At 72.9% G+C, this 24,923-nt stretch carries 21 protein-coding genes; 10 read left to right on the top strand and 11 right to left on the bottom strand.

The annotated features are described in order from the left end of the window. Nucleotides 1-100: 100 nt before the first annotated feature. On the top strand, nt 101-973 hold the full coding sequence (locus AB0G35_RS06640; protein WP_360944740.1) for an NAD(P)-binding domain-containing protein: 873 nt from the start codon (nt 101-103) through the stop codon (nt 971-973). 153 nt (nt 974-1,126) lie between these two features. Here AB0G35_RS06640 and AB0G35_RS06645 read toward each other — a convergent pair whose 3' ends face one another. After that, nucleotides 1,127-2,458 carry an Ig-like domain-containing protein gene (locus AB0G35_RS06645; RefSeq protein ID WP_360944743.1) on the bottom strand — a complete coding sequence of 444 codons (1,332 nt, stop codon included), beginning with the start codon at nt 2,456-2,458 and terminating at the stop codon, nt 1,127-1,129. A 61-nt stretch (nt 2,459-2,519) separates the two neighbouring features. Continuing rightward, entirely contained in the window at nt 2,520-3,743 is a 1,224-nt protein-coding gene (locus AB0G35_RS06650) for a CaiB/BaiF CoA-transferase family protein (RefSeq protein WP_360944746.1), read from the bottom strand. A gap of 284 nt (nt 3,744-4,027) precedes the next feature. On the opposite strand from AB0G35_RS06650, the gene AB0G35_RS06655 reads away from it, so the two are divergent. Further along, a complete protein-coding gene (locus AB0G35_RS06655; protein WP_360944749.1) occupies nt 4,028-4,342 on the top strand; it encodes a hypothetical protein in 315 nt (104 codons plus the stop codon). A gap of 65 nt (nt 4,343-4,407) precedes the next feature. Here AB0G35_RS06655 and AB0G35_RS06660 read toward each other — a convergent pair whose 3' ends face one another. Continuing rightward, nucleotides 4,408-5,040, bottom strand: coding sequence for a YIP1 family protein (locus tag AB0G35_RS06660; protein WP_360944752.1), 633 nt, complete (start codon nt 5,038-5,040; stop codon nt 4,408-4,410). Between the two features lie 83 nt (nt 5,041-5,123). Between AB0G35_RS06660 and AB0G35_RS06665 the strand changes: the two genes are divergently transcribed. Further along, nucleotides 5,124-5,840 carry a VIT family protein gene (locus AB0G35_RS06665; protein WP_360944755.1) on the top strand — a complete coding sequence of 239 codons (717 nt, stop codon included), beginning with the start codon at nt 5,124-5,126 and terminating at the stop codon, nt 5,838-5,840. A 118-nt stretch (nt 5,841-5,958) separates the two neighbouring features. Here the strand turns inward: AB0G35_RS06665 and AB0G35_RS06670 are convergent, their stop codons facing one another. The 3 genes from AB0G35_RS06670 to AB0G35_RS06680 form a co-directional block, all read right to left on the bottom strand. Further along, the gene (locus tag AB0G35_RS06670) at nt 5,959-7,071 is read right to left on the bottom strand and encodes a P1 family peptidase (protein WP_360945319.1); all 1,113 of its coding nucleotides are present in this window, start codon (nt 7,069-7,071) and stop codon (nt 5,959-5,961) included. Further along, nucleotides 7,064-7,897 carry a L,D-transpeptidase family protein gene (locus AB0G35_RS06675; protein WP_360944758.1) on the bottom strand — a complete coding sequence of 278 codons (834 nt, stop codon included), beginning with the start codon at nt 7,895-7,897 and terminating at the stop codon, nt 7,064-7,066. Before AB0G35_RS06675 ends, AB0G35_RS06670 begins: the two co-directional genes overlap by 8 nt. An 822-nt stretch (nt 7,898-8,719) precedes the next feature. After that, complete coding sequence (locus tag AB0G35_RS06680) at nt 8,720-9,751, bottom strand: methyltransferase (protein WP_360944761.1); 1,032 nt, start codon at nt 9,749-9,751, stop codon at nt 8,720-8,722. Between the two features lie 187 nt (nt 9,752-9,938). Between AB0G35_RS06680 and AB0G35_RS06685 the strand changes: the two genes are divergently transcribed. After that, nucleotides 9,939-11,297, top strand: coding sequence for an amidohydrolase (locus tag AB0G35_RS06685; protein ID WP_360944764.1), 1,359 nt, complete (start codon nt 9,939-9,941; stop codon nt 11,295-11,297). Nucleotides 11,298-11,459: 162 nt separating this feature from the next. Continuing rightward, nucleotides 11,460-12,584, top strand: a complete 1,125-nt coding sequence (locus AB0G35_RS06690) for a MerR family transcriptional regulator (RefSeq protein WP_360944767.1) — start codon at nt 11,460-11,462, stop codon at nt 12,582-12,584. Between the two features lie 18 nt (nt 12,585-12,602). Here the strand turns inward: AB0G35_RS06690 and AB0G35_RS06695 are convergent, their stop codons facing one another. From AB0G35_RS06695 to AB0G35_RS06705, 3 genes are all read right to left on the bottom strand, one after another. Further along, nucleotides 12,603-13,820 (bottom strand): FAD/NAD(P)-binding oxidoreductase, encoded by a 1,218-nt coding sequence (locus AB0G35_RS06695; protein WP_360944770.1) that lies wholly within the window; start codon nt 13,818-13,820, stop codon nt 12,603-12,605. A gap of 154 nt (nt 13,821-13,974) precedes the next feature. Beyond that, on the bottom strand, nt 13,975-14,820 hold the full coding sequence (locus AB0G35_RS06700) for a sulfite exporter TauE/SafE family protein (protein ID WP_360944773.1): 846 nt from the start codon (nt 14,818-14,820) through the stop codon (nt 13,975-13,977). Nucleotide 14,821: 1 nt separating this feature from the next. Further along, nucleotides 14,822-15,934, bottom strand: coding sequence for a UTRA domain-containing protein (locus AB0G35_RS06705; protein WP_360944776.1), 1,113 nt, complete (start codon nt 15,932-15,934; stop codon nt 14,822-14,824). A gap of 251 nt (nt 15,935-16,185) precedes the next feature. Between AB0G35_RS06705 and AB0G35_RS06710 the strand changes: the two genes are divergently transcribed. Next, a complete protein-coding gene (locus AB0G35_RS06710) occupies nt 16,186-17,847 on the top strand; it encodes an MBL fold metallo-hydrolase (protein ID WP_360944779.1) in 1,662 nt (553 codons plus the stop codon). 165 nt (nt 17,848-18,012) lie between these two features. Here the strand turns inward: AB0G35_RS06710 and AB0G35_RS06715 are convergent, their stop codons facing one another. Further along, nucleotides 18,013-19,539 carry an MFS transporter gene (locus AB0G35_RS06715; RefSeq protein ID WP_360944782.1) on the bottom strand — a complete coding sequence of 509 codons (1,527 nt, stop codon included), beginning with the start codon at nt 19,537-19,539 and terminating at the stop codon, nt 18,013-18,015. 315 nt (nt 19,540-19,854) lie between these two features. Here AB0G35_RS06715 and AB0G35_RS06720 point away from each other — a divergent pair, with 315 nt between their 5' ends. The 4 genes from AB0G35_RS06720 to AB0G35_RS06735 all read left to right on the top strand — a co-directional run bounded on the left by AB0G35_RS06720 (nt 19,855) and on the right by AB0G35_RS06735 (nt 23,647). Then, the gene (locus AB0G35_RS06720) at nt 19,855-20,403 is read left to right on the top strand and encodes an AMP-binding protein (RefSeq protein WP_360944785.1); all 549 of its coding nucleotides are present in this window, start codon (nt 19,855-19,857) and stop codon (nt 20,401-20,403) included. Nucleotides 20,404-20,528: 125 nt separating this feature from the next. Further along, nucleotides 20,529-21,095: a hypothetical protein gene (locus tag AB0G35_RS06725; RefSeq protein WP_360944788.1), complete on the top strand. Its 567-nt coding sequence runs from the start codon at nt 20,529-20,531 to the stop codon at nt 21,093-21,095. A gap of 397 nt (nt 21,096-21,492) precedes the next feature. Then, nucleotides 21,493-23,052 (top strand): MFS transporter, encoded by a 1,560-nt coding sequence (locus AB0G35_RS06730; protein WP_360944791.1) that lies wholly within the window; start codon nt 21,493-21,495, stop codon nt 23,050-23,052. A 406-nt stretch (nt 23,053-23,458) separates the two neighbouring features. Beyond that, on the top strand, nt 23,459-23,647 hold the full coding sequence (locus AB0G35_RS06735) for a hypothetical protein (RefSeq protein ID WP_360945322.1): 189 nt from the start codon (nt 23,459-23,461) through the stop codon (nt 23,645-23,647). 53 nt (nt 23,648-23,700) lie between these two features. Here AB0G35_RS06735 and mscL read toward each other — a convergent pair whose 3' ends face one another. After that, the gene (gene mscL, locus AB0G35_RS06740; RefSeq protein ID WP_360944794.1) at nt 23,701-24,204 is read right to left on the bottom strand and encodes a large conductance mechanosensitive channel protein MscL; all 504 of its coding nucleotides are present in this window, start codon (nt 24,202-24,204) and stop codon (nt 23,701-23,703) included. Between the last annotated feature and the right edge of the window lie 719 nt (nt 24,205-24,923).

The raw sequence follows: 24,923 nt of genomic DNA on the forward strand, positions 1-24,923 counted from the left end.
TGTCCCTCCTTTCGCCTGGGCCAAGACTGATCGCGAGAGCGAGAGGTCGCCAGATCGAAGCGAGAGATCGCGAGTAACCAGGTAGACGGGGAGTTGTGGCGTGTCGGTGGAGAAGACCGGTGTTGCGGTGCTGGGGCTGGGGAGTATGGGGAGCGCGCTGGCCGGGGCGTTGTTGGCGGGCGGGCATGCGGTGCGGGTGTGGAACCGTACGCCGGGGAAGGCCGGGGGGCTCGTGGCGCGGGGAGCGTGGGAGGCCGGATCGGTGGCCGAGGCGGTCGACGGCAGTGAGGTCGTGATCGTCTGCATCCTCGATTACGGCGATGTCGGGCCGCTGCTGGAGCAGGCCGGCGGCCAGGGTGGATTGCAGGGGCGGGTGGTGGTCAATGTGACCAACGGGTCGCCCGAGGAGGCCCGGGAGATGGCGGAGCGGGTGACCGCGCTCGGGGGCGAGTACCTCGACGGCGGCATCATGGCCGTCCCGGAGATGCTGGCGACGCCGCAGGCGTTCGTGCTGTACAGCGGGTCCCGGACGGTCTTCGACACGTATCGGGGGCTGCTGGACTCCTTCGCGCGGAGCGTCTACCTGGGCGAGGATCCGGGGCTCGCACCGCTCAACGATCTTGCGCTGCTGAGCGGGATGTACGGGATGTTCGGCGGCTTCGCGCACGCCGCGGCGTTGATCCGCTCGGCGGGCGGACCGGTCGCCGAGTTCACGAGCACGCTGCTGGTGCCGTGGCTCCAGGCGATGACCGGTGGCTTGCCCGAGATGGCGGAGCAGATCGACTCCGGCGACTACTCGGTCACCGGCTCACCCCTGGCCATGCAGGTCTCGCACGACGCCATCGGGGACGTCTCGCGGGCGCAGGGGGTCAGCCCGGAGCTGTGGGCGCCGGTGCTGGCGCTGATGGAGCGGCGGGTGGCGCAGGGGCACGGGAGCGAGGGGTTCGCGGGGGTCGTCGAGCTGTTGCTGTAGCGGGCCCCACGTACCCGGCTGGTCCGCAGCGGGGGCCGGCGGGTGGGGGCGGGCCTGAGCGTTCCCGGCGGACGGGAGCCGGCCCCGGGCCGACAGCGCGGTGGCCGGCCCCTCCCCGGGACCGGCCACCGTCGTGCTCGGTACGGATACGCGTCAGACCGCGCTGCCCGCCTTCCAGTCCGACCAGGACAGGTTCCAGCCGTTGAGGCCGTTGTCCGGCTGGACCATCTTGTCGTGGGAGTTCTTCACGACGACGACGTCGCCGACCAGCGACTCGTTGAAGAACCACTTGCCGGGGGTGTCGCCGCCGCCGCCCTTGTTGTCGCGCAGGCCGACGCAGCCGTGGCTGGTGCCGGAGTTGCCGAAGACGGAGGGGGAGCCCCAGTAGTTGCCGTGGATGAAGGTGCCGGACGACGACAGGCGCATGGCGTGCGGGACGTCCTTGATGTCGTACTCACCGCCGAAGCCGACCGTCGAGCCGTCCATCCGGGTCTGCTCGAACTTCTCCGAGATCACCATCTGGCCGTTGTAGGTGGGGTGCTCGGGGCTGCCGCCGGAGATCGGGACCCGCTTGAGGACCTTGCCGTCCCGCTTGACCGTCATGGTCTGGGTGTTCATGTCGACCGTGGAGACCTGCGAGCGGCCGATCGTGAAGGAGACCGTCTTGGACTGCACACCGGTGATGCCGTTGCCGCCCTTCACACCGTCCAGGTCGATCTTCATGGTGACCTTGGAGCCGGCCTTCCAGTAGTCCTCCGGCCGGAAGTCCAGGCGCTGGGAGCCGAACCAGTGGCCGACGACCTCCTGGCCGCTGCTGGAGGTCACCTTGATGTGGGACTGGACGTCCTTCTTGTTGGTGATCACTTTGTCGAAGTTGAAGGACACCGGCATGCCCACGCCGACGGTCTTGCCGTTGTCGGGGGTGTAGGTGCCGATGAAGCTGTTGGCCGACGAGACCGTCGTGAAGGTGGCGTTCTCGGTGGCCGAACGGCCCTTGGCGTCCTTCGCGTTCGCCACGAGCTTGTACTTGGTGCCGCGCTCCAGCTGGACGCCGGGCTTCCAGGACGTGCCGTCGGGCGATATGGCGCCCGCCACGGTGGCGCCCGTGTCGGCGACGGTGAGCTTGACGTCGGTCAACTTGCCGCCGGTGACCTTCACACCGGTGCCGTTGATGCTGGCGTCGGTGGCGCCGTCCTTCGAGGAGACCGTGATCTTGGCGTCCGAGGCGTCCTTCTTGGCCGCGGCGTCCGCGCCCGCCTGACCGCTCTTCCCGTCGTCGTGGCCGCCGGCCTCGGCGTCGCCGCCACAGGCCGACAGGGCCAGCGCACCCGCTGCGAGCAGGGCGGTCACCGCGAGCGTGCGGCGCATCCGGCGGGTGCGGCGCGGGGCGCCGGTCACCTGCTGCTCGGCTGACGGGAACAGCTGGTGCGGGGTGCGGGACGGATCGGGCGCGGGGGTGTCCGGCGATGTCACGAGCTGCTCCATACAGGGGTGTTGTGTATTTCCGTGCTGGTAAACAGCACCTACGGGCAGATTTGGTTGCGGGTCAGGCCATGTTGTGATGAAGGTCACATTCCGGTGGGAGGGGGTGGTCGGCCGGTCCCGACAGCCAGGTTCGCAGTGCGGTGCCGTGTTCGTCCAGGCGGGGTGGCGCTGTCGGCGGTGTCACCGGCGTGTCCGAGAGCCGGAGCGGGCTGGTGACTTGGGGGATCCGGCCCTCGCCGACCGGGGTGACCGGGTCGAGCCCGAGCCGCTTCGCCAACTCCAGGGCCTGCGGGACGGTGTTGACCGGGCCGCAGGGGACGGCGGCGGCGAGCAGCCGCTCGGTCCAGTTCTCGGGGGTGTCGGAGGCCAGTCGTTCCTCCAGCGCTTTGATGAGGTCCGTACGGTTTTGCACCCGGTCCTGGTTGCGGGCGAAGCGGGGGTCGTCGGCCAGCTCCGGGGCGCCCAGTGCCGTGGCCAGGGCCCGGAATTGGCGGTCGTTGCCCGCCGCCACCGCCAGGGGCCGCCCGTCCCGGCAGGCCAGCGTCTCGTACGGGGCGATGCTCGGGTGGCGGTTGCCCATCGGACCGGGGTCGCGGCCGGTGGCCAGGTGGCCGGACGCCTGGTTGACCAGCGAACCCAGCAGGGACGACAGCAGATTGACCTCCACCAGCTGGCCCCGGCCGGTGCGGTCCCGGTGGCGCAGCGCGGCCAGGATGCCGGTCGTGGCGTCCTTGGCGGTCAGTACGTCCACCAGCGCGACCCCCGCCTTCAGGGGCGGGCCGCCGGGCTCGCCGGTGATGCTCATCAGCCCTCCGACGGCCTGCACGACGAAGTCGTAGCCCGGCAGCGAGGCCCCCGCGCCGGAGCCGAAGCCGGTGATGGTGCAGTGCACCAGGCCCGGGTTGGCGGCGCGGGTGGCGGTGTGGTCCAGGCCGTACTTGGCGAGTGCGCCGGGGCGGAAGTTCTCGATCAGGACGTCGGCCCGGCGCGCCAGCTCGCGGGCCGCGGCCGCGTCGGCCGGGTCGGCGAGGTCCAGGGCGAGGCCCCGCTTGGAGCGGTTGGCGGCGTCGAAGTACGCGGCCGTCCCGTCGGGAGCGAACGGCGGGCCCCAGGCGCGGGTGTCGTCACCGGTGCCCGGCCGCTCCACCTTGATCACCTCGGCGCCGAGGTCGGCGAGCGTCGCGGCGGCCAGCGGGCCGGCCAGCACCCGGCTGAAGTCCGCGACGAGGATGCCGTCGAGGGCGCGGGCGGACGGGGACGCGGGCGGTCGGGGCGGCTGCGGCACGGGCGGGCTCCTCACGTCGCGGGCGGTGTGCCGCCATCGTGGGCGGCCCGCCGCTCCGCGCGGAAGCGTCCGGGGTGTCCAACGAAACCTTCCCGACCCTGACGGATCGGCCCCTTGGGGACGTATATGCAGTCGTAGGGACCACGAGCGGCGCCAGAAATGTGGCGAAATGTCATAGGAGATGCGTCACTTCGGGACTTAAGTCCCAAGATCCTCTGTTGTAACCGTGGATGCGTGGTGTCTACTGGCTCTAGCCCAGCGCCTCATACGTCCTGGAGGACCGCATGCTCCCCTCCGTATCGATTCTGCAGCAGATCGGCCTCGGCGTGCTCCTCGCGGTGGCCGTGCTCTGGGTCGTCGGCATCGTCAGACTGCTGCGGAACGGCCGGTACGAGGCGGCCATGCGGCGCGACCGGCGCGAGATGCGGATGCGGTACGCGACGCCCGCCCCGGAGCGGCTCCCCGAACCGCCGGAGCTGCTCGGCTCGGTGCCGCGGCAGACCGGGCCGGCCGGGCCCCCGGCGGAGTGCGTGGAGCTCAGCGCCGAGGAGCGGGAGGCGTTCGAGGAGCTCGTGCGGCAGCTGACCAGCCGTAGCTGACCGGCGCCGCGGGGCCGGACGCGGACGGCCGGCCCCGGGGACGAGTGAGGGAGCGCCGGCCCGGTTCAGTGGACCGGGCCGAGCCTGAGCAGGGCCAGCGCGGCCAGCATCTGCACCGTCACCGACAGCGCCGACTTCCCCGTCGGCAGGTGGTGCTGGCCGCGTATCAGCAGCACCGCGAGGACGTAGCCGAATCCCCAGGTCGTCCAGGTCGCGGCCTGGACGAAGGTGGCGTCGGTCGGCAGCCAGGCGGCGATCGCCAGCCGCGGCAGGTCCGTCACCCAGAAGAGCACGATGAACAGGCTCGCGGTCGGCGCGAACCGGCCGCTGCCCCCCAGCGTGCGGGCGATCGCATGGGTCACCGCGCCCAGCGCCAGGCTCGCCACCAGCACCCCGGCCTCGGCCAGCCCCACGAGCTGCAGCGCGGCCGAGCGGTCGGCCGCCCACTGGCCGCGGAACGCGTCCACCGACAGCACCCCGATGGCACCGCTGATCAACGACAGCAGCACCGCGGCACTCCACGCGCTGCGGTCCCGCGCCTCGTCCAGGACCTCCACCGGCCGGTACCAGAGCCCGAATATCAGCCGGTGCCACCACAGCCGGCGGCGTGGCGCGGGCGCTCCGGGCGCCTCGGGAGCCGGCTGGACGAGCGTGGGCGGCGGGTGTTGGGGAGGACGGGAGGGGGGCGGTGCGGACATACGGCCGTTTCTACCACCGGGCGAACCGGGGTGCGGCGGGGGCGTCGGACGGGGCACACGGGGTCGGATGAGACCCTCGGGAGGTGACCTTGCAGACTCCGGAGCACGACGAGGCGCACGGCGGCGGCCTCGGCAGCCGGCTCAACTGGCTGCGGGCGGCGGTGCTCGGCGCCAACGACGGCATCGTGTCGACGGCCGGACTCGTCGTCGGGGTGGCCGGCGCGACCCAGGACCGTGCGACGCTGCTGACGGCCGGTCTGGCCGGGCTGCTGGCCGGGTCGATGTCGATGGCGGCCGGCGAATACGTCTCGGTGTCCACCCAGCGCGACTCGGAGAAGGCGGCGCTGGCGCTGGAGCGCCGGGAGCTGGCGACCGCACCCCAGGCGGAACTGGTCGAGCTGACCGACCTGTTGGAGGGCAAGGGGCTGGAGCGGCAGCTCGCCCGCGAGGTCGCCGAGCAGCTCACCGAACACGACGCGCTGCGCGCGCACGCCGAGGTCGAGCTGGGCATCGACCCCGACGAACTCACCAACCCCTGGCACGCGGCCGCCGCCAGCTTCCTCGCCTTCACCGCCGGTGCGCTGCTGCCGCTGCTCGCGATCGTGCTGCCGCCCGCCGCGCACCGGCTGTGGATCACGGTGGCCGCGGTGCTGGTCGCGCTGGCCGGCTGCGGCTGGTCCAGCGCCCGGATGGGGGCCGCGCCGCCCGGGCGCGCGGTGCTGCGGAACGCCGGCGGCGGCGCGCTGGCCATGGCGGTCACCTACGTGGCGGGGACCCTGCTGGGCGCCGCCGGCGTCTGACCGGCCGCCCCCGGAAGGCCGCTCGGCCGCCTTCGTACAGGTCCCGGTACGAGGGGACGCGGCTGCCGGCCCCGTCCACCGTCTCCCGGTGCACACCGCCCGCATCCCGGAGTGGCGCTCAGCCGCCTTCGTACAGGTCCCGGTACGAGGGGAAGCAGCCGCCGGGCCCGTCCACCGTCTCCGCGGTGAGCGCCGCCCGCACCACGGCACGGGCCAGCACGTCCGCGCCGGCGGCCAGTACGTCGTTCAGCGCACCGGCCTCCACGTGGACGCCGAACGCGGGGTCGGCGACGGCCTCGGGCGGGGCCAGCGGGCGGGCGGCGGTGGACAGTGCGAAGACGGTGTCGCCGTCGGAGAGGAGGTGCACCGGGCGGACCGCGCGGGCCAGCCCGTCGTGCGCGGTGCCGGCGAGCTTCTGGGCCTGGGCGCGGGTGAGCGCGGCGTCGGTGGCGACCACGGCCAGGGTGGTGTTCAGCGGGGGACGGACCGAGGCGGCCGCGCGGGCCTGGGACAGCTCCCGGGCCTCGGCCAGCCGGCGGAGCGCGGCGGTGTGCACCTCGGGGTCGGGCCGGGCCGCGTCCGGCAGGCCGTACAGGGCGCCGGTGCGGGGGTCGGCGAACGAGCCCGCGGCGTTGACGGCGGCCAGCGCGGCGACCGTCGCCCCCGAAGGGAGGACCGCGCTCGCGGTGCCGATGCCGCCCTTGAAGCCGCCGGCCACGGCTCCGGTGCCGGCGCCGGTGTTGCCCTCGGCGACCGGCGCGCCGGGACCGGTGGCCGCGGCGGCCTCGGCGGCCGCACGGCCCAGGGCGGCGTCCGGGCGGGCCCGCCAGTCGCCGCCGCGGCCCAGGTCGAACAGCGCGGCGGCCGGGACGACCGGTACGACCTGGGCGGGGTCGGGGCCGACACGGAAGCCGCGGCCGTGGTCCTCCAGCCAGCCCAGGACACCGGACGCGGCGTCCAGGCCGTAGGCACTGCCGCCGGTCAGCACCACCGCCTCGATGCGCGGCACGAGATTGCGCGGGTCCAGCGCGTCGGTCTCCCGGGTGCCGGGCCCGCCGCCGCGCACGTCGACGGCCGCGACCACGCCGCCCTCGGGCGCGAGGACGACCGTGGTGCCGGTCAGCGCGCCCCCGCCGGTCCGCCCGGCGTGGCCGACCCGCAGGCCGAGGACGTCGGTCAGTGCGTCCCGCGGCCCGGCGGGGAGCCCGGCGGCCGCGGCCTGCTCAGTAATGGGCCGGTCCCATCACGATGACCGGGTGCAGTTCCGGGTCGAGGGTGCGCAGCAGCTCCCGCATCACCTCGGGCTTGAGGCTCACACAGCCCTGGGTCGGGCCGTCGTGGTCGACGTGCAGCCAGACGCCGCCGCCCTTGTAGTCGCCCCAGGGGCGCCGCGGGTCCAGCGGGGAGGAGCCGGCCTCGCGGTTGTAGTTGATGGCGATGACGTAGTCGAAGGCGCCGGCCAGCGGCTCGCCCTCCACGCCGGTGCCGTCGGCGACGAAGCTGTCGTTGTGGTCGTAGGGGAGCTTGGTGCCGTCCGGGGCGGGCAGCCGGCCGCCGGCGTCGGTGAGGGGGTAGACGCCGATGGGGGAGCGCAGATCGCCGTAGTGGTGGTCGTCGGTCCAGCCGTGGGCGGCGTTGTGCGCGGACCAGGTCGGGCCGGGTTCCCAGTTGTCGGAGTCCTCGTCGCGGGTGTAGAGGACGACCTGGGACTCGTAGGAGTCCATGTCCTTGCCGGTGACGACGAGCACCTGCCGGGAGTCCGCCGGTATCGCCTTGCGGGCCGCGTCGCTGAGGCCGGGGATCGGGCGGCCGGCCGGGACGCCGGGTGCGGCGTTCGGGGCGGATTTCGCCGCGGCGGCGGGGGTGCGTGGCGTGTCCGGGCCGGAAGCCGTGGTGGACGTGGTGCTCTTGGCGTCGGTCCGGCTTTCGTGGTCGTCGCCCGAGGCCGGCCACGCCCACAGGGCGGTGCCGACGAGCGTGGAGAGGGCGAGACCACTCACGGCCTTGCTGCGCCGGGACAGTCTCGTCCCCACGCGGTTCTGGGCGTGGCGGGCCATGTCTGGCGTCTCCTCAGGTACGGACGGCGGGCGTGCCCTCCGGGGTCTCCCTCAAGGAATTCCCCCTGTCATAAAAAGGGCAATCTGCACCCTACCGCGTCTGTGTCGGACCGCCTCCGCTGGCCGGGGGGGAAGCAGGGGGAACAAGAGCGCGAGCCCTCGGGAAGTGGGAGCCATTAGTGGGTAATTGACGGTGAATGAGCTGGCTGCCGGGACGAGCCGCGCCGCTGGCCAGGGGCCGGGCGGGTCCTAAGATGGCCGGATCTGATGCGCAATCAGGGTGATGCCCGGGCAGGTACGGCCGTTCGGCACGCTTATGGGGGACGCCCTTCCGGGGCCCCGCCGGCGGTCCCGTCCGGGCCTGTTCCGCCAGGGCGGTGCCCTGGCGGGCCGTAAGGGTGACAGCCACCGCGACCGTGGCCGACGCCACCAGCCCGGCCGCGAGCACCGCCCGGCGCCCCGCGAAGGCGCACACCGGCACCAGCACGGACGACACCGGCAAGCCCGACACCGGCAAGCCCGACACGCCGTGTCGCCAGTGGCCCTCGGCCGGCGCATACGCCAACTGGCGGCCGGCCTGGGCGACCGACACGACGAAACACAGGTCGAAGAGAGCTCCAGCGGGGTGGCGGCCGGTGCGCCTCGTCGCGGTGGCGGGCGCGCATGCGGACCGGCGCGTCGGCTCCTCTCGTCGGCCGGGGACCCGCCGTCCGGGGGCCCGTACGGCCGGAGCGGACCGGGTCAGCAGAGCGCGGGCGCCGGGTGCCGCCCTTGAGGGGGAGCACGGCGTGTCGCGCGGCACCCGGGGGCGCGGCGCGCCGGTCACTCGGCGACGGCCTCCACGATCGACGGGAGCGCCGCGGTCGGCAGCACCCGCGTCAGCCGGAAGCCGCCCGCCGACAGCAGCGTCGAGAACTCCTCCGCGGTGCGCTCCTGCCCGTCGAGGACCGCCATCATCGCCACGTCGAGGGTCTTGCCGAAGTGCGGGGCGTTGCCCGGCGGCAGCACACAGTCGACGACCAGCAGCCGGCTGCCGGGCGCCATCGCCGCACGGCAGGCCCGCAGCAGGCGCCGGCAGTGGTCGTCCGGCCAGTCGTGCAACACGTGCTTGAGGACGTAGACGTCCCCGCCCGCCGGTACCTCCGCGAAGAAATCGCCCTCCTGGGTGCGCCAGCGGCCCTTCAACTCGTCGTCGTCCAAGAGGTGGTGGGCCAGCGGCGGCGCCTGGTCGAAGAGCACCCCGGTCAGCTGCGGACGGCGGCGCAGCACGGCACGCAGCAGCCCGCCGCGGCCGCCGCCGACGTCCACGACCGTGCCGGTCTCGGGGAACGGATAGGCACCGGCCACCGCCTCGTCCACCTGCGCGGACAGCGACGCCATCCCGTCGTCGAACAGCTGCCGGGTGGTCGGGTGCGCCCCCAGATGGTCGAAGAACGGCGCGCCGAAGAGCCGCTCGAAGGACGCCCCGCCGTGCCGTACCGCCTCCGGCATCCCGGCCGAGGTCCGCAGGAACAGCTCGTCGGTGACCATCAGGACGGCGGTGTGCAGGGAATCGGCCACGTCGGTACGGAGCGGGCGGGCGGCCGGGGTGAGCCGGTAGGCGCCGGTCGCGTCCTCGTGGAAGATGCCCCGGGTCGCGAGGTAGCGCAGCACCCGGCGCAGGTGCGGGGCGTGGGTTCCGGTGGCGGCGGCGAGCTGCTCGGCGGTGCGCGGGCCGCCGGCGAGGTGGTCGGCGAGGCGGTGCTGGGCCGCGGTGCGTAACGCCGCGGAGAAGAGGTGGCCCATGGCGTGGTCCATCAGGTGGGCCGCGATGTCCTGGGGCGCGCCGGTCGGTCGCTGGGATGAGGTGGCCAACGTCAGCCTCCGTTCGTCGGCTCGGCCTGCGGATCGACGGTCGCAGGCGGGTGAGCCACGGTTGCAGCAGTGGGCTGCGGTGTCACGAAGACCGCGGTGGCCAACCGCTAAGTCCGGCCAGGGCAGCGGGCGTACGACCGGGGGCCGGCCCTCGAAGGCGGGCGGCGGTCCATGGTCGAATGCGCGTATGAGCGACAGCGACAGCGACACGACAGGAAAGACCGGTACGGCAGAAGCGGAACGGACCGACAGGGCGGGAGCGGCCGGTACGGGGAGGGCGGCCGACACGACGCAGGCGGCCGGCGCCGCCGTCCTGGCCCCGCTCGACGACCGCCTCCCGGACCTCGAAGCGCTCTACAAAGACCTCCACCGCCACCCCGAACTCGGCTTCCAGGAGACCCGCACCGCCGCCGAGGTCGCCCGCCGGCTCACCGGCCACGGCTACGACGTCACCACCGGCATCGCCAAGACCGGCGTCGCCGGCGTACTGCGCAACGGCCCCGGCCCGGTCGTGCTGCTGCGCGCCGACATGGACGCGCTGCCGGTCACCGAGGCCTCCGGCCTGGACTACGCCTCCACCGTCCCCGGCCGGATGCACGCCTGCGGCCACGACGTGCACGTCACCTGCCTGCTGGGCGCCGCCGACCTGCTCGCCGCGGGCCGCGCACACTGGTCCGGCACCCTCGTCGTCCTCTTCCAGCCCGCTGAGGAGGTCGGCAGCGGAGCCCGGGCGATGATCGAGGCCGGGCTCTACAGCGAGGGCCTGGTCCCCACCCCCGACGTGGTGCTGGCCCAGCACGTCGCCCCGTTCGGCGCCGGACTCATCGCGTACTGCCCCGGCGCCTGCATGGCCGCCGCCGACAGCCTGGAGATCACCTTCCACGGCACCGGCGGCCACGGCTCGCGGCCCGAGACCACCATCGACCCCATCCTGATGGCGGCCTCCTTCGTCCAGCGCGTACAGGCCGTGGTGGCCCGCGAGGTCGCGCCCAAGGACCGGGCCGTGGTCACCGTCGGCTCCTTCCACGCCGGCGACACCGCCAACGTCATCCCCGACCGCGCCGTCGTGCGGCTGAGCGTCCGCACCTTCGACGAGACGGTACGCACCGCCGTCCTGGCCGCCGTCGAACGGATCGCCCGCGCCGAGGCCGCCGCCTCCGGCGCCGACCGGGACCCCGAGATCACGACCCTGGACACCTTCCCGGTCACCGTCAACGACACCGGCGTCCTCACGCAGGTCAACCAGGACTTCACCCGACTCTTCGGTGAGCAACGGCTGTTCGCCTACGAACCGGCCACCGGCAGCGAGGACGCCGGGCTGCTGGCGACCGCGGCCGGCGCACCCCTCTACTACTGGTGGCTGGGCGGCTGGGACCCCGATGCGTTCCGCACCGCGCTGGCCGCCGGCCGGCTGGCCCAGGACATCCCCTCCAACCACTCGCCGCACTTCGCCCCGGTGGTCCGGCCCACCCTCACCATGGGCGTCGAGGCACTGACGGCGGCGGCCCTCAATCAGTTGGCGGGAGCGGCACGGGCGGGCGAGTGACGTCGGGGGAGCGGCACGGGCGGGCGAGTGACGCTGGGGGAGCGGCACGGGCGGGCGAGTGGCCCTGCCCTTTGACCTTGCCCTTGGGGGAAGCCCCAGCATCGGTGGCACCGGGCGAGGAGCCCGGCACGAGGAGGACGGCATGGAGACGGGAGGTGCGGCGTGGAGCTGCTGACCATCGGCGCGTTCGCCCGCGCCTCCCGGCTCTCGCCGAAGGCCCTGCGGCTCTACGACGAGCTCGGTCTGCTGACCCCGGCACGGGTCGACCCGCACAGCGGCTACCGGCACTACGCCCCGGCCCAGCTGGAACGGGCCCGGCTCGTCGCCTGGCTGCGCCGGCTCGGCATGCCGCTGGCCCGCATCCGTGAGGTGTGCGAGCTGGCACCGGCCGCGGCGGCCGAGGCGGTCGCCGCGTACTGGGCGCAGGTCGAGGCCGACACGGCAGCCCGCCGCGACCTGGCCGCCTTCCTCGTGGACCAGCTCTCCAGGAAGGACGTCACCACCATGACCGCTTCGCCCCTCCCGCTGACCCTGCGCGCCGCCGGCCGCACCGACCGCGGCCTGGTCCGCCCGGCCAACCAGGACGCCGCCCACGCGGGCCACCGACTGCTCGCCGTCGCCGACGGCTACGGTCCCGACGGCGCCGCGGCCGCCACCGCGGCCATCGACGCCCTCCGGCACCTCGACGCCGACGACTCCGACGGCCGGGCCACCCTGCCCCCGGCGGACCTCCTGGCCGCGCTGGAGGAGGCGGCCGGGAACGCCCACCAAGCCCTCCGGGACGCCCCGTTGGCGGTCGGCTCCGCGGACGCCGGGAGCACGGTCCACACCACCGGTACGACACTCACCGCGCTCCTCCAGCACGGCGGGCAGCTCGGGCTCCTGCACATCGGCGACTCCCGCGCCTACGTCCTGCGGGACACCGGCCTCATCCGCCTCACCCACGACCACAGCCTCGTCCAGTCCCTGATCGACGAGGGCCGCCTCACCCCCGAAGAGGCCCCCACCCACCCCCAGCGCGCCCAGCTCCTGCGCTCCCTCGACCCGGCCACCGACTTCGCCCCCGACGTGACACTCCTGGAGGTCCGCCCCGGCGAGCGGTACCTGCTCTGCACCGACGGCCTGACCGGTGTGGTCCCGCCGGAGACGATCCAGCGGGTACTGGCCACCGCCCCCGGTCCCGCCGAGGCCGTGACGGAACTGATCGCCCTGGCCCACGAGGCGGGCGCGCCCGACAACGTGGGGTGTGTGGTGGCGGACGTGAAGGCGGCGGCCGCGGCGGCGTAGCGACCTTCAGGCCGGTGCCTATGCCAGGCCCTTGAGCATGCCCTTGAAGTAGAGCTGGGGCAGGCCGTACCGCTTGAGGAACCACATGTCGGTCCGCTCCCGGGTCGTGTCGAGGAAGGGGAACGAGGGGGCGGGCCGCAGGTCGTAGTCGAATTCGGCGAGCAGCATCTTGTGCCGGGCGGTAACCAGCGGGCAGGAGGTGTAGCCGTCGTAGCGGGCGGTGGCCGGGCGGCCGCGCAGACTCGCGAGGAGGTTGGCGACCACGACCGGGGCCTGCTTGCGGACGGCCGCGCCCGTCTTGGAGGTGGGCAGCGACGCCACGTCCCCCAGCGCGAAAACCGTGGGGAAATCGGGGTGTTGGAGGGTTTCGCGGTCGGCCTTGACGTAACCGAAGGGGGAATCGGGGTCGGCCAGCGGGCCGTCCGCCAGCCACTCGGGAGCCCGCTGCGGCGGTACGGCGTGCAGCAGGTCGTAGCGGACCGTCTCCTTGCTGCCGGTGGCGTGATCGGTGATCACCGCCTCGCGCGCCGCACCGTCCAGGTGGGTCATCTCGGAACTCAGCCGCACCTCGATGCCGTACCGCCGGGCCGTCTCCGTCAGCGCCTCCGAGAAGACCGGGACCTTGAACATCGCCGGTTCGGGCAGCACCAGGATGATGCGGATGTTGCCGAGGACGCCGCGCTTGCGCCAGTAGTCGGCCGCCAGATACGCGATCTTCTGCGGTGCGCCACCGCACTTCACCGGCCCCGACGGCATGGTGAACAGCGCGGTACCACGGCGCATCCGGCGGATCAGGTCCCAGGTGAGCGGGGCGAGATCGGGCCGGTAGTTGCTGCTCACCCCGCCGTGGCCGAGGGCGGCGGCCAGTCCCGGTACGCCGTCCCAGTCGAGGGCAAGACCGGGGGCGAGGACCAGCCGCCCGTAGGAGAGCACCCGCCCGGAGGCGGTGGTGACGGTACGGGCGACCGGGTCCACGCCGGTGGCCCGCTCCCGCAGCCAGCGCACACCGGCCGGTATCAGCTCCGCCTCGGTACGCAGCGAGGCACGCAACGGCGCCTGCCCACCCCCGACGAGGGTCCACAGCGGCTGGTACCAGTGCGTCTCGGACGGCTCCAGCAGCGCGATGTCCGCGACCCCGGCCCGGCGTAACCGGGCGGCGACGGTGAGACCTGCGGTTCCGCCACCGACGATGAGGACTTGGTGACGGGAGGGGGTGGGGGTGGGGGCGGGGGGCATAGGGGGCCTCCTAGGGCGGTCTGTTGGTGGTGCTGTTGCTGTTGCTGTTGCTGTTGCTGTTTCGGTTTCGGTTTCGGTTTGGGTTGTTGGTGTTGGTGTTGGTGTTGGTGTTGGTGTTGGTGGTGCTGGCGGTGTGGGTGGTGGGGGGCTTGGGTTACGGGGGCCACAGGCGGGGGAGGGCGGCGGCTGCGGTCGTGAGGGCGAGCAGCGTGACGAGGGTGGCGAAGGCGGTGGTCAGGACCTGGGCGGGCAGCCGGCTGGTCAGGCGGTTGCCGAGGTGGCTGCCGACCGCCGCGCAGGCCGCGAAGCCGGCCAGCAGCGGCCAGTCCAGTGGGCCGGTGCCGGCCCGGGTCGCCAGCGCCGTCAGGGAGTTGATGAGGATGACGAGCAGCGACGTGCCGATGGCGACCGGCATCTCCAGGCCCAGGACGAGGGTGAGGGCCGGGACGACGACGAAGCCGCCGCCGACCCCGAAGAAGCCGGTGAGCAGGCCGACGCAGGAGGCGGTCACGACGACCCGGCCGGAGCGGAGGGCGGAGTTCGGCCGGTGGGGGCGAGGCCTCTGTAATCGGGCGGCCCGGGGAGACGTGGGAGATGTGGGAGACCGGGCAGCCCCTGCCGTACGCCGCTCGCCCCGGCTCCGTAACAGCAGCAGCGCCGCAACTACGAGCATCAGCCCGGCGAACGCCGCCATCAGGACGGCCGGGGGAACCGCCGCACTCCAACGGGAGCCGAGGTAGCTGCCGGCCGTCCCGAGGGCGCCGAAGGTGACGCCGGCCGCCCACCGGACCCGGCCCGCACGGGCGTGGCACAGCAGGCCGCTCACCGCGCCGACCGTGACGACGACCAGCGCACCCGCGGTCGCCTCGTGCGGCGACTGCCCCAGCACGTACACCAGCACGGGCACCGCAAGCACCGAACCGCCGCCGCCGAGCGCCCCCAGCAGCAGACCTATCAGCAGCCCGCACGGCAGCGCCGCGGCGGCTATGAGGACGGACACGCTAGGCGGAGGGACACGAGGAGGGATACGAGCGGGGATGTGCGGGGGGTGGAGCGGAAGGATCCGAGTCGCGCGAGGCGGACGGACCCGAGGCGTGGGGGTCGGATGGGCCCGAGGCGTGAGGGTCGGATGGGCCCGAGGTGTGTGGGTCGGGTGATGGGTCCGAGGCGCGTGGGGCAGAGGGGGCCGAGGCGTGTTCGACGGAGGGGTTCGCCGCGCGTGGGGCCAGTGCGACGGCCGGGCTGGTGTCCGACCACTCCGCCACGAACGTGAACCGGTCGCCGCGGACCACCGTTTCGCGCCATTCCACCGGCCGTGCCCCGGAGCGCCCCAGCCGCTCGATCGCGAACGCCGGCTCCCGGTCGGCGAGCCCCAGCAGCCACGCCTGCCGGATGTCCGGCAGGAACGGATGGATGCGTTCCCGGCCGCCGGTGACCTTCACCGAACAGCGCCGCGCCAGCTCGCCGTAGAGGGAGGTGTGCCCGAAGTCCGCCTCCAGCAGGGGCTCGGCGATCTCGGCGGGCAGATACGCGGTGTCGTGGGCGAGCGGTTCACCGTCCGCGAGCCGCAGCCGTTCCAGTACGACCAGCGGTGCGTCCGGCACCAGCCCCAGATGCCCGGCGATCGTGCCGTCCGCGGTCCGTTCCAGGCGCAGCACCTCGCTGCGTTGCTCCACGCCCTGCCCCTCCAGCTCCCGGAAGAGGCTGTAGAGCGAGCCGAGCGGCTGCTGTATGCGGCGGGTGTCCAGGCGGCTGGCGCGCCCGCGTTCGGCGATCACCAGGCCGTCGGCGCGCAGCTTGCGCAGCGCCTCGCGAACGGTGTGCCGGCTGACCTCGTACTCGGCGGTGAGCCGGTGCTCGGCGGGGAACTCCTCGGTGAACGCACCGGCGTCCATCCGCCGGCGCAGGTCGGCGAGCAGCTGCGCCCAGAGGGGGAGCGGCGAACGCCGGTCCAGGGGACGCGGGGCGTGCGCACCGGGTACAGGATGCGCACCACGAGCGCGGTGCGCACCGTGGTCACGGCTCGCACCGTGCTCGCGGCTCGCGCTGTGGTCACGGCTCGCACCGTGCTCGGGGTTCGTACCGTGCGGGGGGTCTGCCGGCTCGGTCGACATATGCGGGACACCCTCCGCGGGCCTAGGGGACGGGACGGGACGGGACGGGACAGGGCGGGGCGGGCGGGACGGGGCAGGACGGATCTGCTGATGACAGGTCAATTCGGCGTGACCGCACCGGAACCCCGGCTTGTCGCCCGCCAACCCGGCTCCCTAATGTACGTACATCCGTGCATCCGCACAACGCATCGTCCCGCCCGCCCGAGCGGACCTCAGCCGCCGCCCGGGGCGTACACCCCTGGAGGCCGACCGTGCACTTCACGCAGTACTACCTCGACTGCCTCTCCCAGGCGTCGTACCTGATCGGTGACGAGACCACCGGACGCGCCGTCCTCGTCGACCCGCGCCGTGACATCGACGACTACCTCCGGGACGCGGCCGCCGCCGGCCTGCACATCGAGCTCGTCATCGAGACGCACGTACACGCCGACTTCCTCTCCGGCCACCTCGAACTCGCCCGTGCCACCGGCGCCACCATCGCCTTCGGCGAAGCCGCCCGAACCGGCTTCCCCATACGGCGGTTACGCGATGGCGAGCGCATCTTCCTCGGGGAGGAGAAGAACGGGCGCGAGGGGAAACGCGCGCACTCGGGCGAAGGCGGGCCCCAGGACGGGGGCAGGGGTGATGACGGCGGGCGCCCGATCGGGGACAGCGGCAGAGGCGGGCCCCAGGACGGGCCCAGGACACAGGAGGGGGGCAAGGGCGGAGGCGTCACCCTCACCGTGCTCGCCACCCCCGGCCACACCCTGGAGTCCCTCTGCCTGGTCGTGCACGAACACCCCGACGACCCCGTGCCGTTCGGCGTGCTCACCGGCGACACCCTGTTCGTGGGTGACGTCGGCCGCCCCGACCTGCTCTCCGCCGCCGGCCACTCCCCGCACGACATGGCCGTACGCCTGCACCACTCCCTGCACACCAAACTCCTGACGCTCCCGGACGCGACCCGGGTCTTTCCCGCACACGGCGCCGGATCCGCCTGCGGCCGCAACCTGTCCACCGAGACCAGCTCCACCATCGGGGACCAGCGCCGTTTCAACTACGCCCTGCAGCCCATGCCGGTCACCGACTTCGTACGGCTGGTCACCGCCGAACAACCCGCGACACCCGGCTACTTCGCCCACGACGCCGCCCTCAACCGGGACGGCCACCCGCTCCTGGAGACCGACGAGCTGCCCGCCCTCACCCTGGAGGAGGCTCTCGCGGCCCGCACGCAGCAGGGGGCCGTGCTGCTGGACTGCCGGCCACTGGCCGCCTACACCCGGGCGCATCTGAAGGGGTCGCTGCACACGAGCCTGGACACGCGGTTCGCGGAGTACGCGGGCAGCGTGGTCGCCCCGGGCACACCGATCGTGCTGCTCGCCGACCCGGGAAAGGCACAGGAGGCCCGCCTGCGCCTCGCACGCATCGGCTACGACCACGTCCTCGGCCATCTCCCCGACCCGGCCGCCGTATTGGACCGGGAACCGGAACTCGTCCGCCGCAGCCACCGCATCACCCCCGAGGAACTCCTGAAGGACTCGGTCGAGTTGGCCGTCAGCGGCACAAGTACGGGTGCCGGGCCGGGGCTGGGTGCGGGTGCGGGTGCGGGAGCGGGTGCGGGCCCGGGTCTGGGCGCGGGTGCGGATGCCGGTCCGGGTGCAGGTGCGGTTACGGGCCCCGAGCGATGCGCCCATGCCCAGCTGGTGGACGTCCGTAATCCCGCCGAGTACGCGGCTGGCGCGCTCCCGGGGGCCCGCAGCATCCCGTTGGCCACCCTCCCGGACCGCATCACCGAACTGGACCCGGCCCGCCCGGTCATCCTCTACTGCCGCAGCGGAAACCGCTCGGTGATCGCAGCGGCCCTCCTGGAGGCCCGCGGGTTCGGGGATGTGTGCGACGTGGTGGGGGGATACGAGGCGATGGCCGGGAACTGAGGCGGCAGCGGCGGACACCGTGCCCTGTGGCACCGGTGGACGCGCTGGGCGTCGCGGGCGCGGTGGACGCCGTGGGCGCGGAGGGCGCCGTGGACGCCGTGGGCACTGTGGGCGTCGTGGCACCGTGGACGCCGTTGGGCCCGTAGTCCGACGGCTGTCCACCGGTCACTGCCGCCCCTGGCGCCGTATGCGGACGCGTACGAGCGCCGCCGCGACCAGGCAGGCAGCAACCAGACAGGCAGCGGCCGGGATTACCAGCGACGGGCCCGCGCTGCCGCCGGCCGTGAGACCGAGGCCTGCCGTGACCGTCATCACCGCCTTGGTCACGCCGGACGCCTCGCCGGCGCGTTCGCGGCGTACCACCGTCTGGGTGCCGGTGAGGGCCAGCCCACCGGCCACACCCAGTGCCGCCGCGGCCACGGTGGCGGCGGCCTCCGCAGGGAATCCGGCGCCTCCCCTCGCCCCCGCCTCCACTCCCGCTCCCGCCCACCCGAGAGCGCAGAGTGCCGCACCCGCGGTGAACAGGCAGAGCGTCATCACCCGTACGGCCGCCGCGGGCCGCACCCGGCCGGCCAGCGGACCGCCGACGGCCAGCGCAGCGGCCGCAGCGAGCAGTGCCGGTTCCGCGCCCGGCACCGGCCACCCCCGCCCCCGCGACAGCAGCAGCGGCAGGACGTACAGCAGCGCCACCGTCGCCGCGTTGGCCACCGCACCGGCCGCGGTCAGCGTCACGTACGGCCGGTTGCGGAACAGCGACGGATCGAGCAGCGGCGCGGGTGAGCGGCGCTCCAGGGACTGATGCTTCAGGGGCTGACCCTCCAGGGGGTGATGCCCCAGGGGGCGGCGCTCCAGGGGTTGATGCTTCAGGGGGCGGCGCTCCAGGAGCTGACGCTCCAGGGGTTGCTGCCGTGCCGCCGCCCGGCGTTCGGCCCGTACGAACAGCGCGCCGAGCAGCGCAGCGGCGGCCGCCCAGAGCCCTTCTGCGGGCTGCTGCAACCAGCGGGCCAGGCAGGCGAGCGCCCCGGTGGCGGTGACCGCACCGGTGAGGTCGAGGGGGTGCGGGTCGGAGGCGCGCGAGGCGGGCGCACGCAGGGCACACAGCGCGGCGGCCACGGCGAGCGGCACGGTGAGCCAGAAGACGGCCCGCCAGGAGACCCATGCGGCCAGCACACCGCCCAGGAGCGGCCCGCAGACCGTGGCCACCCCGGCCAGGCCCAGCGCCCGACCGATGGCCCGGTGCCCGCCGGGCCCCCGCCCCCGTTGCTCGCGGCCCGGTGGGCAGACGTTCGTCAGCAGCGCCAACCCGGTGGGCATGATCAACGCACCACCCGCCCCTTGGAACACCCGCGCCGCCACCAGGAGCGGCAGTGAGGGCACAAGCGCGCAGAGGGAGGCGGACGCCGCGAACAGCGCCAGCCCGAGGAGCAGCATCCGGCGCCGGCCGTAGAGGTCCCCGAGCCGGCCAGCGACGGGCATCAGCGAACCGGCGGCGAGGAGATAGCCGCTGACGACCCATGCGGTGGCGGCCGCAGATCCGTGCAAGTCGGCTCGGATGACGGGCAGCGCCGGATTCAGCGCGAAGGAATCCAGCTGTACGCAGAAGGCACCGGTCGCAACGGCGGCCAGCGCCCAGCGGGCCTGCCGACGCGTCGACAGGGAAGAGAACCGGGGCGTGGGCATGGACATGGACATGGGAAGGGACGAACCACCTCTCACGGCGCCCTGCCGTACGCGACGCGCTTGATGCGGCGCCTCGTGCAACACCTCGTGCAACACCTTGTGCGACGCGCGCGGCAGGCAACGGAAAACGGAAGCGGAGAGGAGGGATGAAGCGCACCGGAACGGGGCAGGAAGCATGACGCATGACGCATGAGACGTCAGAGGGCGAGCCAACTGCCTTGGTTGCAAGGCTCGCGCACGAGGCCTGGGTGCGAGAAGGGGCGGGCGCGGAGCCCCGTACAGCGGACGTTCAGCGATCGTTGATCGGTGATCTCCATGCTGATCCGCATGTTGCGCCGTGTGATCACCAAGCATGCAGACCCCGCCGGGGAAATACAAGAGCCCGATTCCTCGCGGATCGCCCTCACCTGGAGCGGGGAACCGGGCCGCCTGGAAGAGCTCACCCACAGCGCGCTCCTGGACCAGGCCGAACGGGCCGCCGACGCGCTCGCCCGGCTCGGGGTCCGGGCCGGTGACCGGGTCGCGGTGCATCTGCCGCTGGTGCCGGAATCCGTGATCGCCACGCTCGCCTGCGGTCGGCTGGAGGCGATTCGTACGACCCTGCCGGTCTCCCTGACGGTGCCCGAACTCGTCGCGCGTACGCGGGAGTCGTCGGCACGAGTGGTGATCACGGCGGACGCGGCGTTCTGGGACGGGGCGGTACGGCCGGTGAAACCGCTGCTCGACCACGCACTGGCGCGCGCCACCGCGTCGGGGGAGACGCCGGTGCAGAGGGTCCTGGTGGTGAACCGCTGCTCCCGGCCGGTGTCCTGGAAGCCGGGCCGCGACCTGTGGTGGCACGAGGCCCTGCAGGGACGCACACCGGCCTGCCCGTAGGGACCGAGTAGGTCACCGCGTACGACCGAGCGCGTCACCGCTTACGACCGAGTAGGTCGCTGGGTACGTCACCCGCCGAGGTCGCAAAACGAGCGAACTGCCCCGTAGCTGCTTAGCGTGGCCTCGTGCCCCGACCCCCAGACGCCGCCCCATCCGACCCGTCCGTCACCCCGGACGGGACCGAGGCACATAACGCAACCGGGGCGTCCGCGCCAACCGGGCTGCCTACGGCAACTGGCGGCAGCAAGGCGACCATCCGTCCCGGGGCGCCCGGGCGGGAGGCGTCGCCGACCAGATCAACGGCGATCGCCCGCGCCACACTCGCGGCCTCCACCGTCGCGCTGCTCCTCGGCGCCCGCCCCACCGCCCGCCGGCCCACCCTCCAACTCCCCTCCCCGGGCTGCCTGTTCACCGCTCTGATCGCCTGCCCGCTCATCTGGGGGCGGTTCACGTTCACCGCATCGACCGGCGCCGGCCGGGCTACGGAATGCGGCTCTCGGTCCCGGAAGTCCTGGACGTCAATTCCTCCGACGCCGACGCCGACGCCGACGCCGACCGTCGCCTGCGGCATGTTCCACGGCGTCGACCTCGCCGCCGTCCTCGTCATCGCGTGCGCCGGCTCTTTCCCGTGGCCCCGCATGCGCGACCGAACCGGCCGGCACCGCCAGCGATTCGCCTACGAGGAAAGGTGACCAGCTCCCATGTCCTCCCCTCGCTCATCATCCGCACCGGCTCGCCACGCCCTTCCCGGCAGCACCGACCGGACCCGCCCCCACAAACGCAGCCACGCCTCGCAGAGCCCGCCGACCCGCCCCAACGGCGGCCAGCGCCCGCGCCCCATACCCACCCACGACAAGGGCCACTAGAGAACGGCGTCGCCCGATGGTGGAAACGCGGTCCTGGTCGGCCGCGGTGCCGGCGGGATTCGGACCCGCTGACGGGGAGAGGCGGCTCACACCGCCCCGTCAGTCGCCATGAGAGGGCACCAGGTTCAAGCAGCGGTTGAGGGCTACCCGCGTATCGGCCCTGAGCTGTCGCTCGGAAGGGAGGAAAAGTCTCCGGGGCCACTTCAACGAAACACTTGCAGGTATGACTGCTCGAGACATCGAACCGCCCGCTGCGGAGCCGGACGTCGAGACCCGCGACACCGCGGCAGGACCAGGCTCCGCACAGCGGCGGTGGTGGGTCCTGTTAGCGGTGAGCGTGGCCCAGCTCCTCGTGGTTCTGGACGGGACGATCGTGAATATCGCGCTGCCCTCCGCGCAGAGCGCGCTGGGCATATCTGACGCGAGCCGACAATGGGCGATCACCGCGTATGCCCTGGCCTTCGGCGGGCTGTTGTTGATCGGCGGCAGAATCAGCGGTTCGCTCGGCCACCGGCGCACGTTCATCATCGGCCTGGCCGGCTTCGCCGCCTCGTCCGCGCTGGGCGGGGCCGCCGTGAATCCCGAGATGCTGTTCGGAGCCCGGGCCCTGCAGGGCGCCTTCGGCGCCGCGCTCGCACCCGCGGGATTGTCGTTGTTGACCACGACGTTCACCGAGCCGCGCGCCCGCGGTCGGGCGTTCGGTGTGTTCGCCGCGGTCGGTGCAGCCGGATCAGCGCTCGGTCTGGTCACGGGGGGACTGCTCACTGAGTACGCCAGCTGGCGCTGGTGCCTGTACATCAACGTTCCTGTCGCCCTGATCGCCGCGCTCGGCACGACGTTCATGCCACCGGACCGCCCCCTCCGTGGCGACGGACGGCTCGACATTCCGGGCGCACTGCTCAGCGCCGCGGGCTTCGCCGCTGTGGCCTATGCCTTCAACGAAGCCGAACCGCTCGGCTGGGATTCACCGAAGGTACTGGCATTGATGGCTGCTGGTGCCCTGTTGCTGGCCGCGTTCGCTGTCGTCGAGGCCCGCGCCTCCCGCCCGCTACTGCCGATGCGTGTACTCCTGCACCGTGCTCGCGCGGGTGCGCTCATCTCGATCACCCTGATGTTCGTCGCGATGTTCGGCTTTTACCTGTTCATGAGCTACTACACGCAAACCGTCCTCGGCTACTCGCCGGTCCAGGCGGGCCTGACGCTGATCATCAACGCCGTGGCTGCCTTGCTCGGCTCCACATTCATCGCCGGGAAACTGCAAGGACGCGTCGCGCCTGCGGCGTTGATCCTGCCGGGTCTGATCGTCGCGGCCGTCGGGATGCTCATCCTGACCCGTTTGACACCGCACAGCACGGACGTCCTGCCGCTTCACCTGGTACCCGCCCTGGTACTCACCGGGATCGGCCTTGGCTGTGTCATCCCCCCGACCGCCAGCCTGGCCACAGCGGACATGCACGGGCACGACATCGGAGCCGCATCGGCCGCCTACAACGCCTCCCAGCAACTCGGAGCAGCGCTCGGGACCGCACTGCTCAACACCCTTGCAGCCAGCGCCTCGGCCACATACCTGGCGTCATCGCGCAACGCCACGTCGACCGCGGCATCCGTGCACGGTTACACCACCGCTCTGACAGTCGGCTTCGGCATCCTCCTCGCCGCCGCGTGCATCGCAGCACTGCTGATCACGACCCGCACCGCACGAGAAACCAGGCCGCGAGGACAAGACGAGCGGTCATGCCCGGCGGTCGAAGGCCGTAGTGACTCCCGAACTCATCGACGTTGATCATGGATGAGGCTGGGCGAGCGACTCCCGAAGAGGTCAACTCCCGTTCTCGTGAACGCAGCCACCTGCCCCTGCCCGACCGGTCGGGGCGACGACGCAACGTGCGCGCCCCGGCAGGCGATGCCCACGCACGCAAGCGGTATCGGTGGGTGGCGGCGGGCCGGGCGAGACCGGAGGTTGCCGTGGCGGTGTGCCGCTGGAGGAGCCGGGGGATCGCCGTGCGGGGCCTTGTTCGGGTCGCCCGTACTCTGGAGGGGTGAGCACCACCCCTGATTCTGAGCGGGGCGCTGAGCCCCAGGCTGATTCTGCTGCCCCGGACTGCGCGGTCGAGAGTGACCGCGGCCGTGCGGAGGCGGGCGTCGCCGAGACCGAGGCCGGCGCTGAGGCCGGGGCCGTCTCCGAGGCCGTGTCTGCGCCCGTGCCCGCGGCCCCGCGCCCGGACCGCAAGTCTGCCGCGGCTCTGATCTTCGACGACCCGCTGAGCCAGCAGTCCTCGGACGACACCGACAGGGGCTGGGGCGAACGACCGGCCGGTGGCGACAGTGCCACCGACCTCGCCCGCTTTCTCGACGAGAAGCCGCCGCATCACCTCTGAGGCGCCCGGGACCTCTAGGGCGGACGCCTGGGGTGACGGCCGTCTCTGACCCGCTAGTCCCGGGTCTTCTGGGTGCCGATCGTGCCGGAGGTGGGGGAGGGGATGGCGGGAGAGGCGGTGCGCTGGGCGATCAGGGCGTCGCGGATCTCGGTGAGCAGCTCGACCTCGGTCGGGGCGAGCGGGGTGCTGTCGACCGCCTTCCTGGCCGCCTGGCGCTCCTTCCACTTGTTCATCGGAAGGATCATGAGGAAGTAGACGACCGCGGCGGTGATCAGGAAGGTCAGTGCGGCACTGAGCACCGAACCCCAGAGGATGTAGATGCCGTCGGTGAACGCGCCCGTCTTCTTGTCCGTGTGGCAGGTGGTGAGGCACGCCTTGTAGTTGTCGAGGTTCTGCGAGCCCAGAGCGCCGACGATCGGGTTGATCACGCCCTTGACCACGGCGTTCACGATGTTCGTGAAGGCCGCACCGACGACCACCGCGACCGCGAGTTCGATGACGTTGCCCCGCATCAGGAAATCCTTGAACCCCTGCAGGACGCCCTTGCTCTCGCTCACCTGACAGCCTCTTTCCACGCTCACGACGCTCACCACGGACGGTGCACGAACAATCAGCACCGCAACTTACGGCAGGGCACGGCAGAGATGTCCAGCCGGGCAGTACGAACCAGCGATCGGCCAGTGCGTCAGTGCGGGGCTGGCGGAAGGGCTTCGGTTTCGTCCGGTGGAGCGGTCCGGCGGTTCCGGTGCGGGCGGCACGCCACCGTTGGCGCGACCGACGTAACCGGCCCCGGTCTCCCGCGGCAGGTGCCCCGCCGCTCGCAGCAGTCTCGCGGGCGGTGTACGGAGAAGCCACTCGATCTTTGGGCATGGCTACCGCCCTCCCAGGGCCGCCGCCGACGGGCAGCCCGTCGCGGGTAAGGCTCGTACGGCTCCGTACGAGGCCGCACCGGCCAGTGCTGCGGCGGCCATCGCCAGACCGGCGATCAGCATCCGGCGCGGCCCGGCCCGGCCCCATCCACGTCTGCCGCCGCCGGGCCGTACCGGTGGAAAGTGGGGCACTTCACACCGTGGGGGAGTGGGGAGCGGTGGCGACGGGAGAGCGGAGGAGAGACCAGCAGAGGGAGTGGTCAGCGGGGAGTACGGCGTGGTGGGCATGGTGGTACCGCCTGGGTGAGGGGCTCTTCTCGGCTCTGGTTTGAGAGGCCGGATGAGCCTGGTGGAATCGGCGAGGACCACCGTGCCGTATCGCGCCCGTACCTGCTGAGGCCTGTGGA

The sequence above is a fragment of the Streptomyces sp. NPDC021749 genome (genome assembly GCF_040640655.1).
GTDB lineage: Bacteria > Actinomycetota > Actinomycetes > Streptomycetales > Streptomycetaceae > Streptomyces.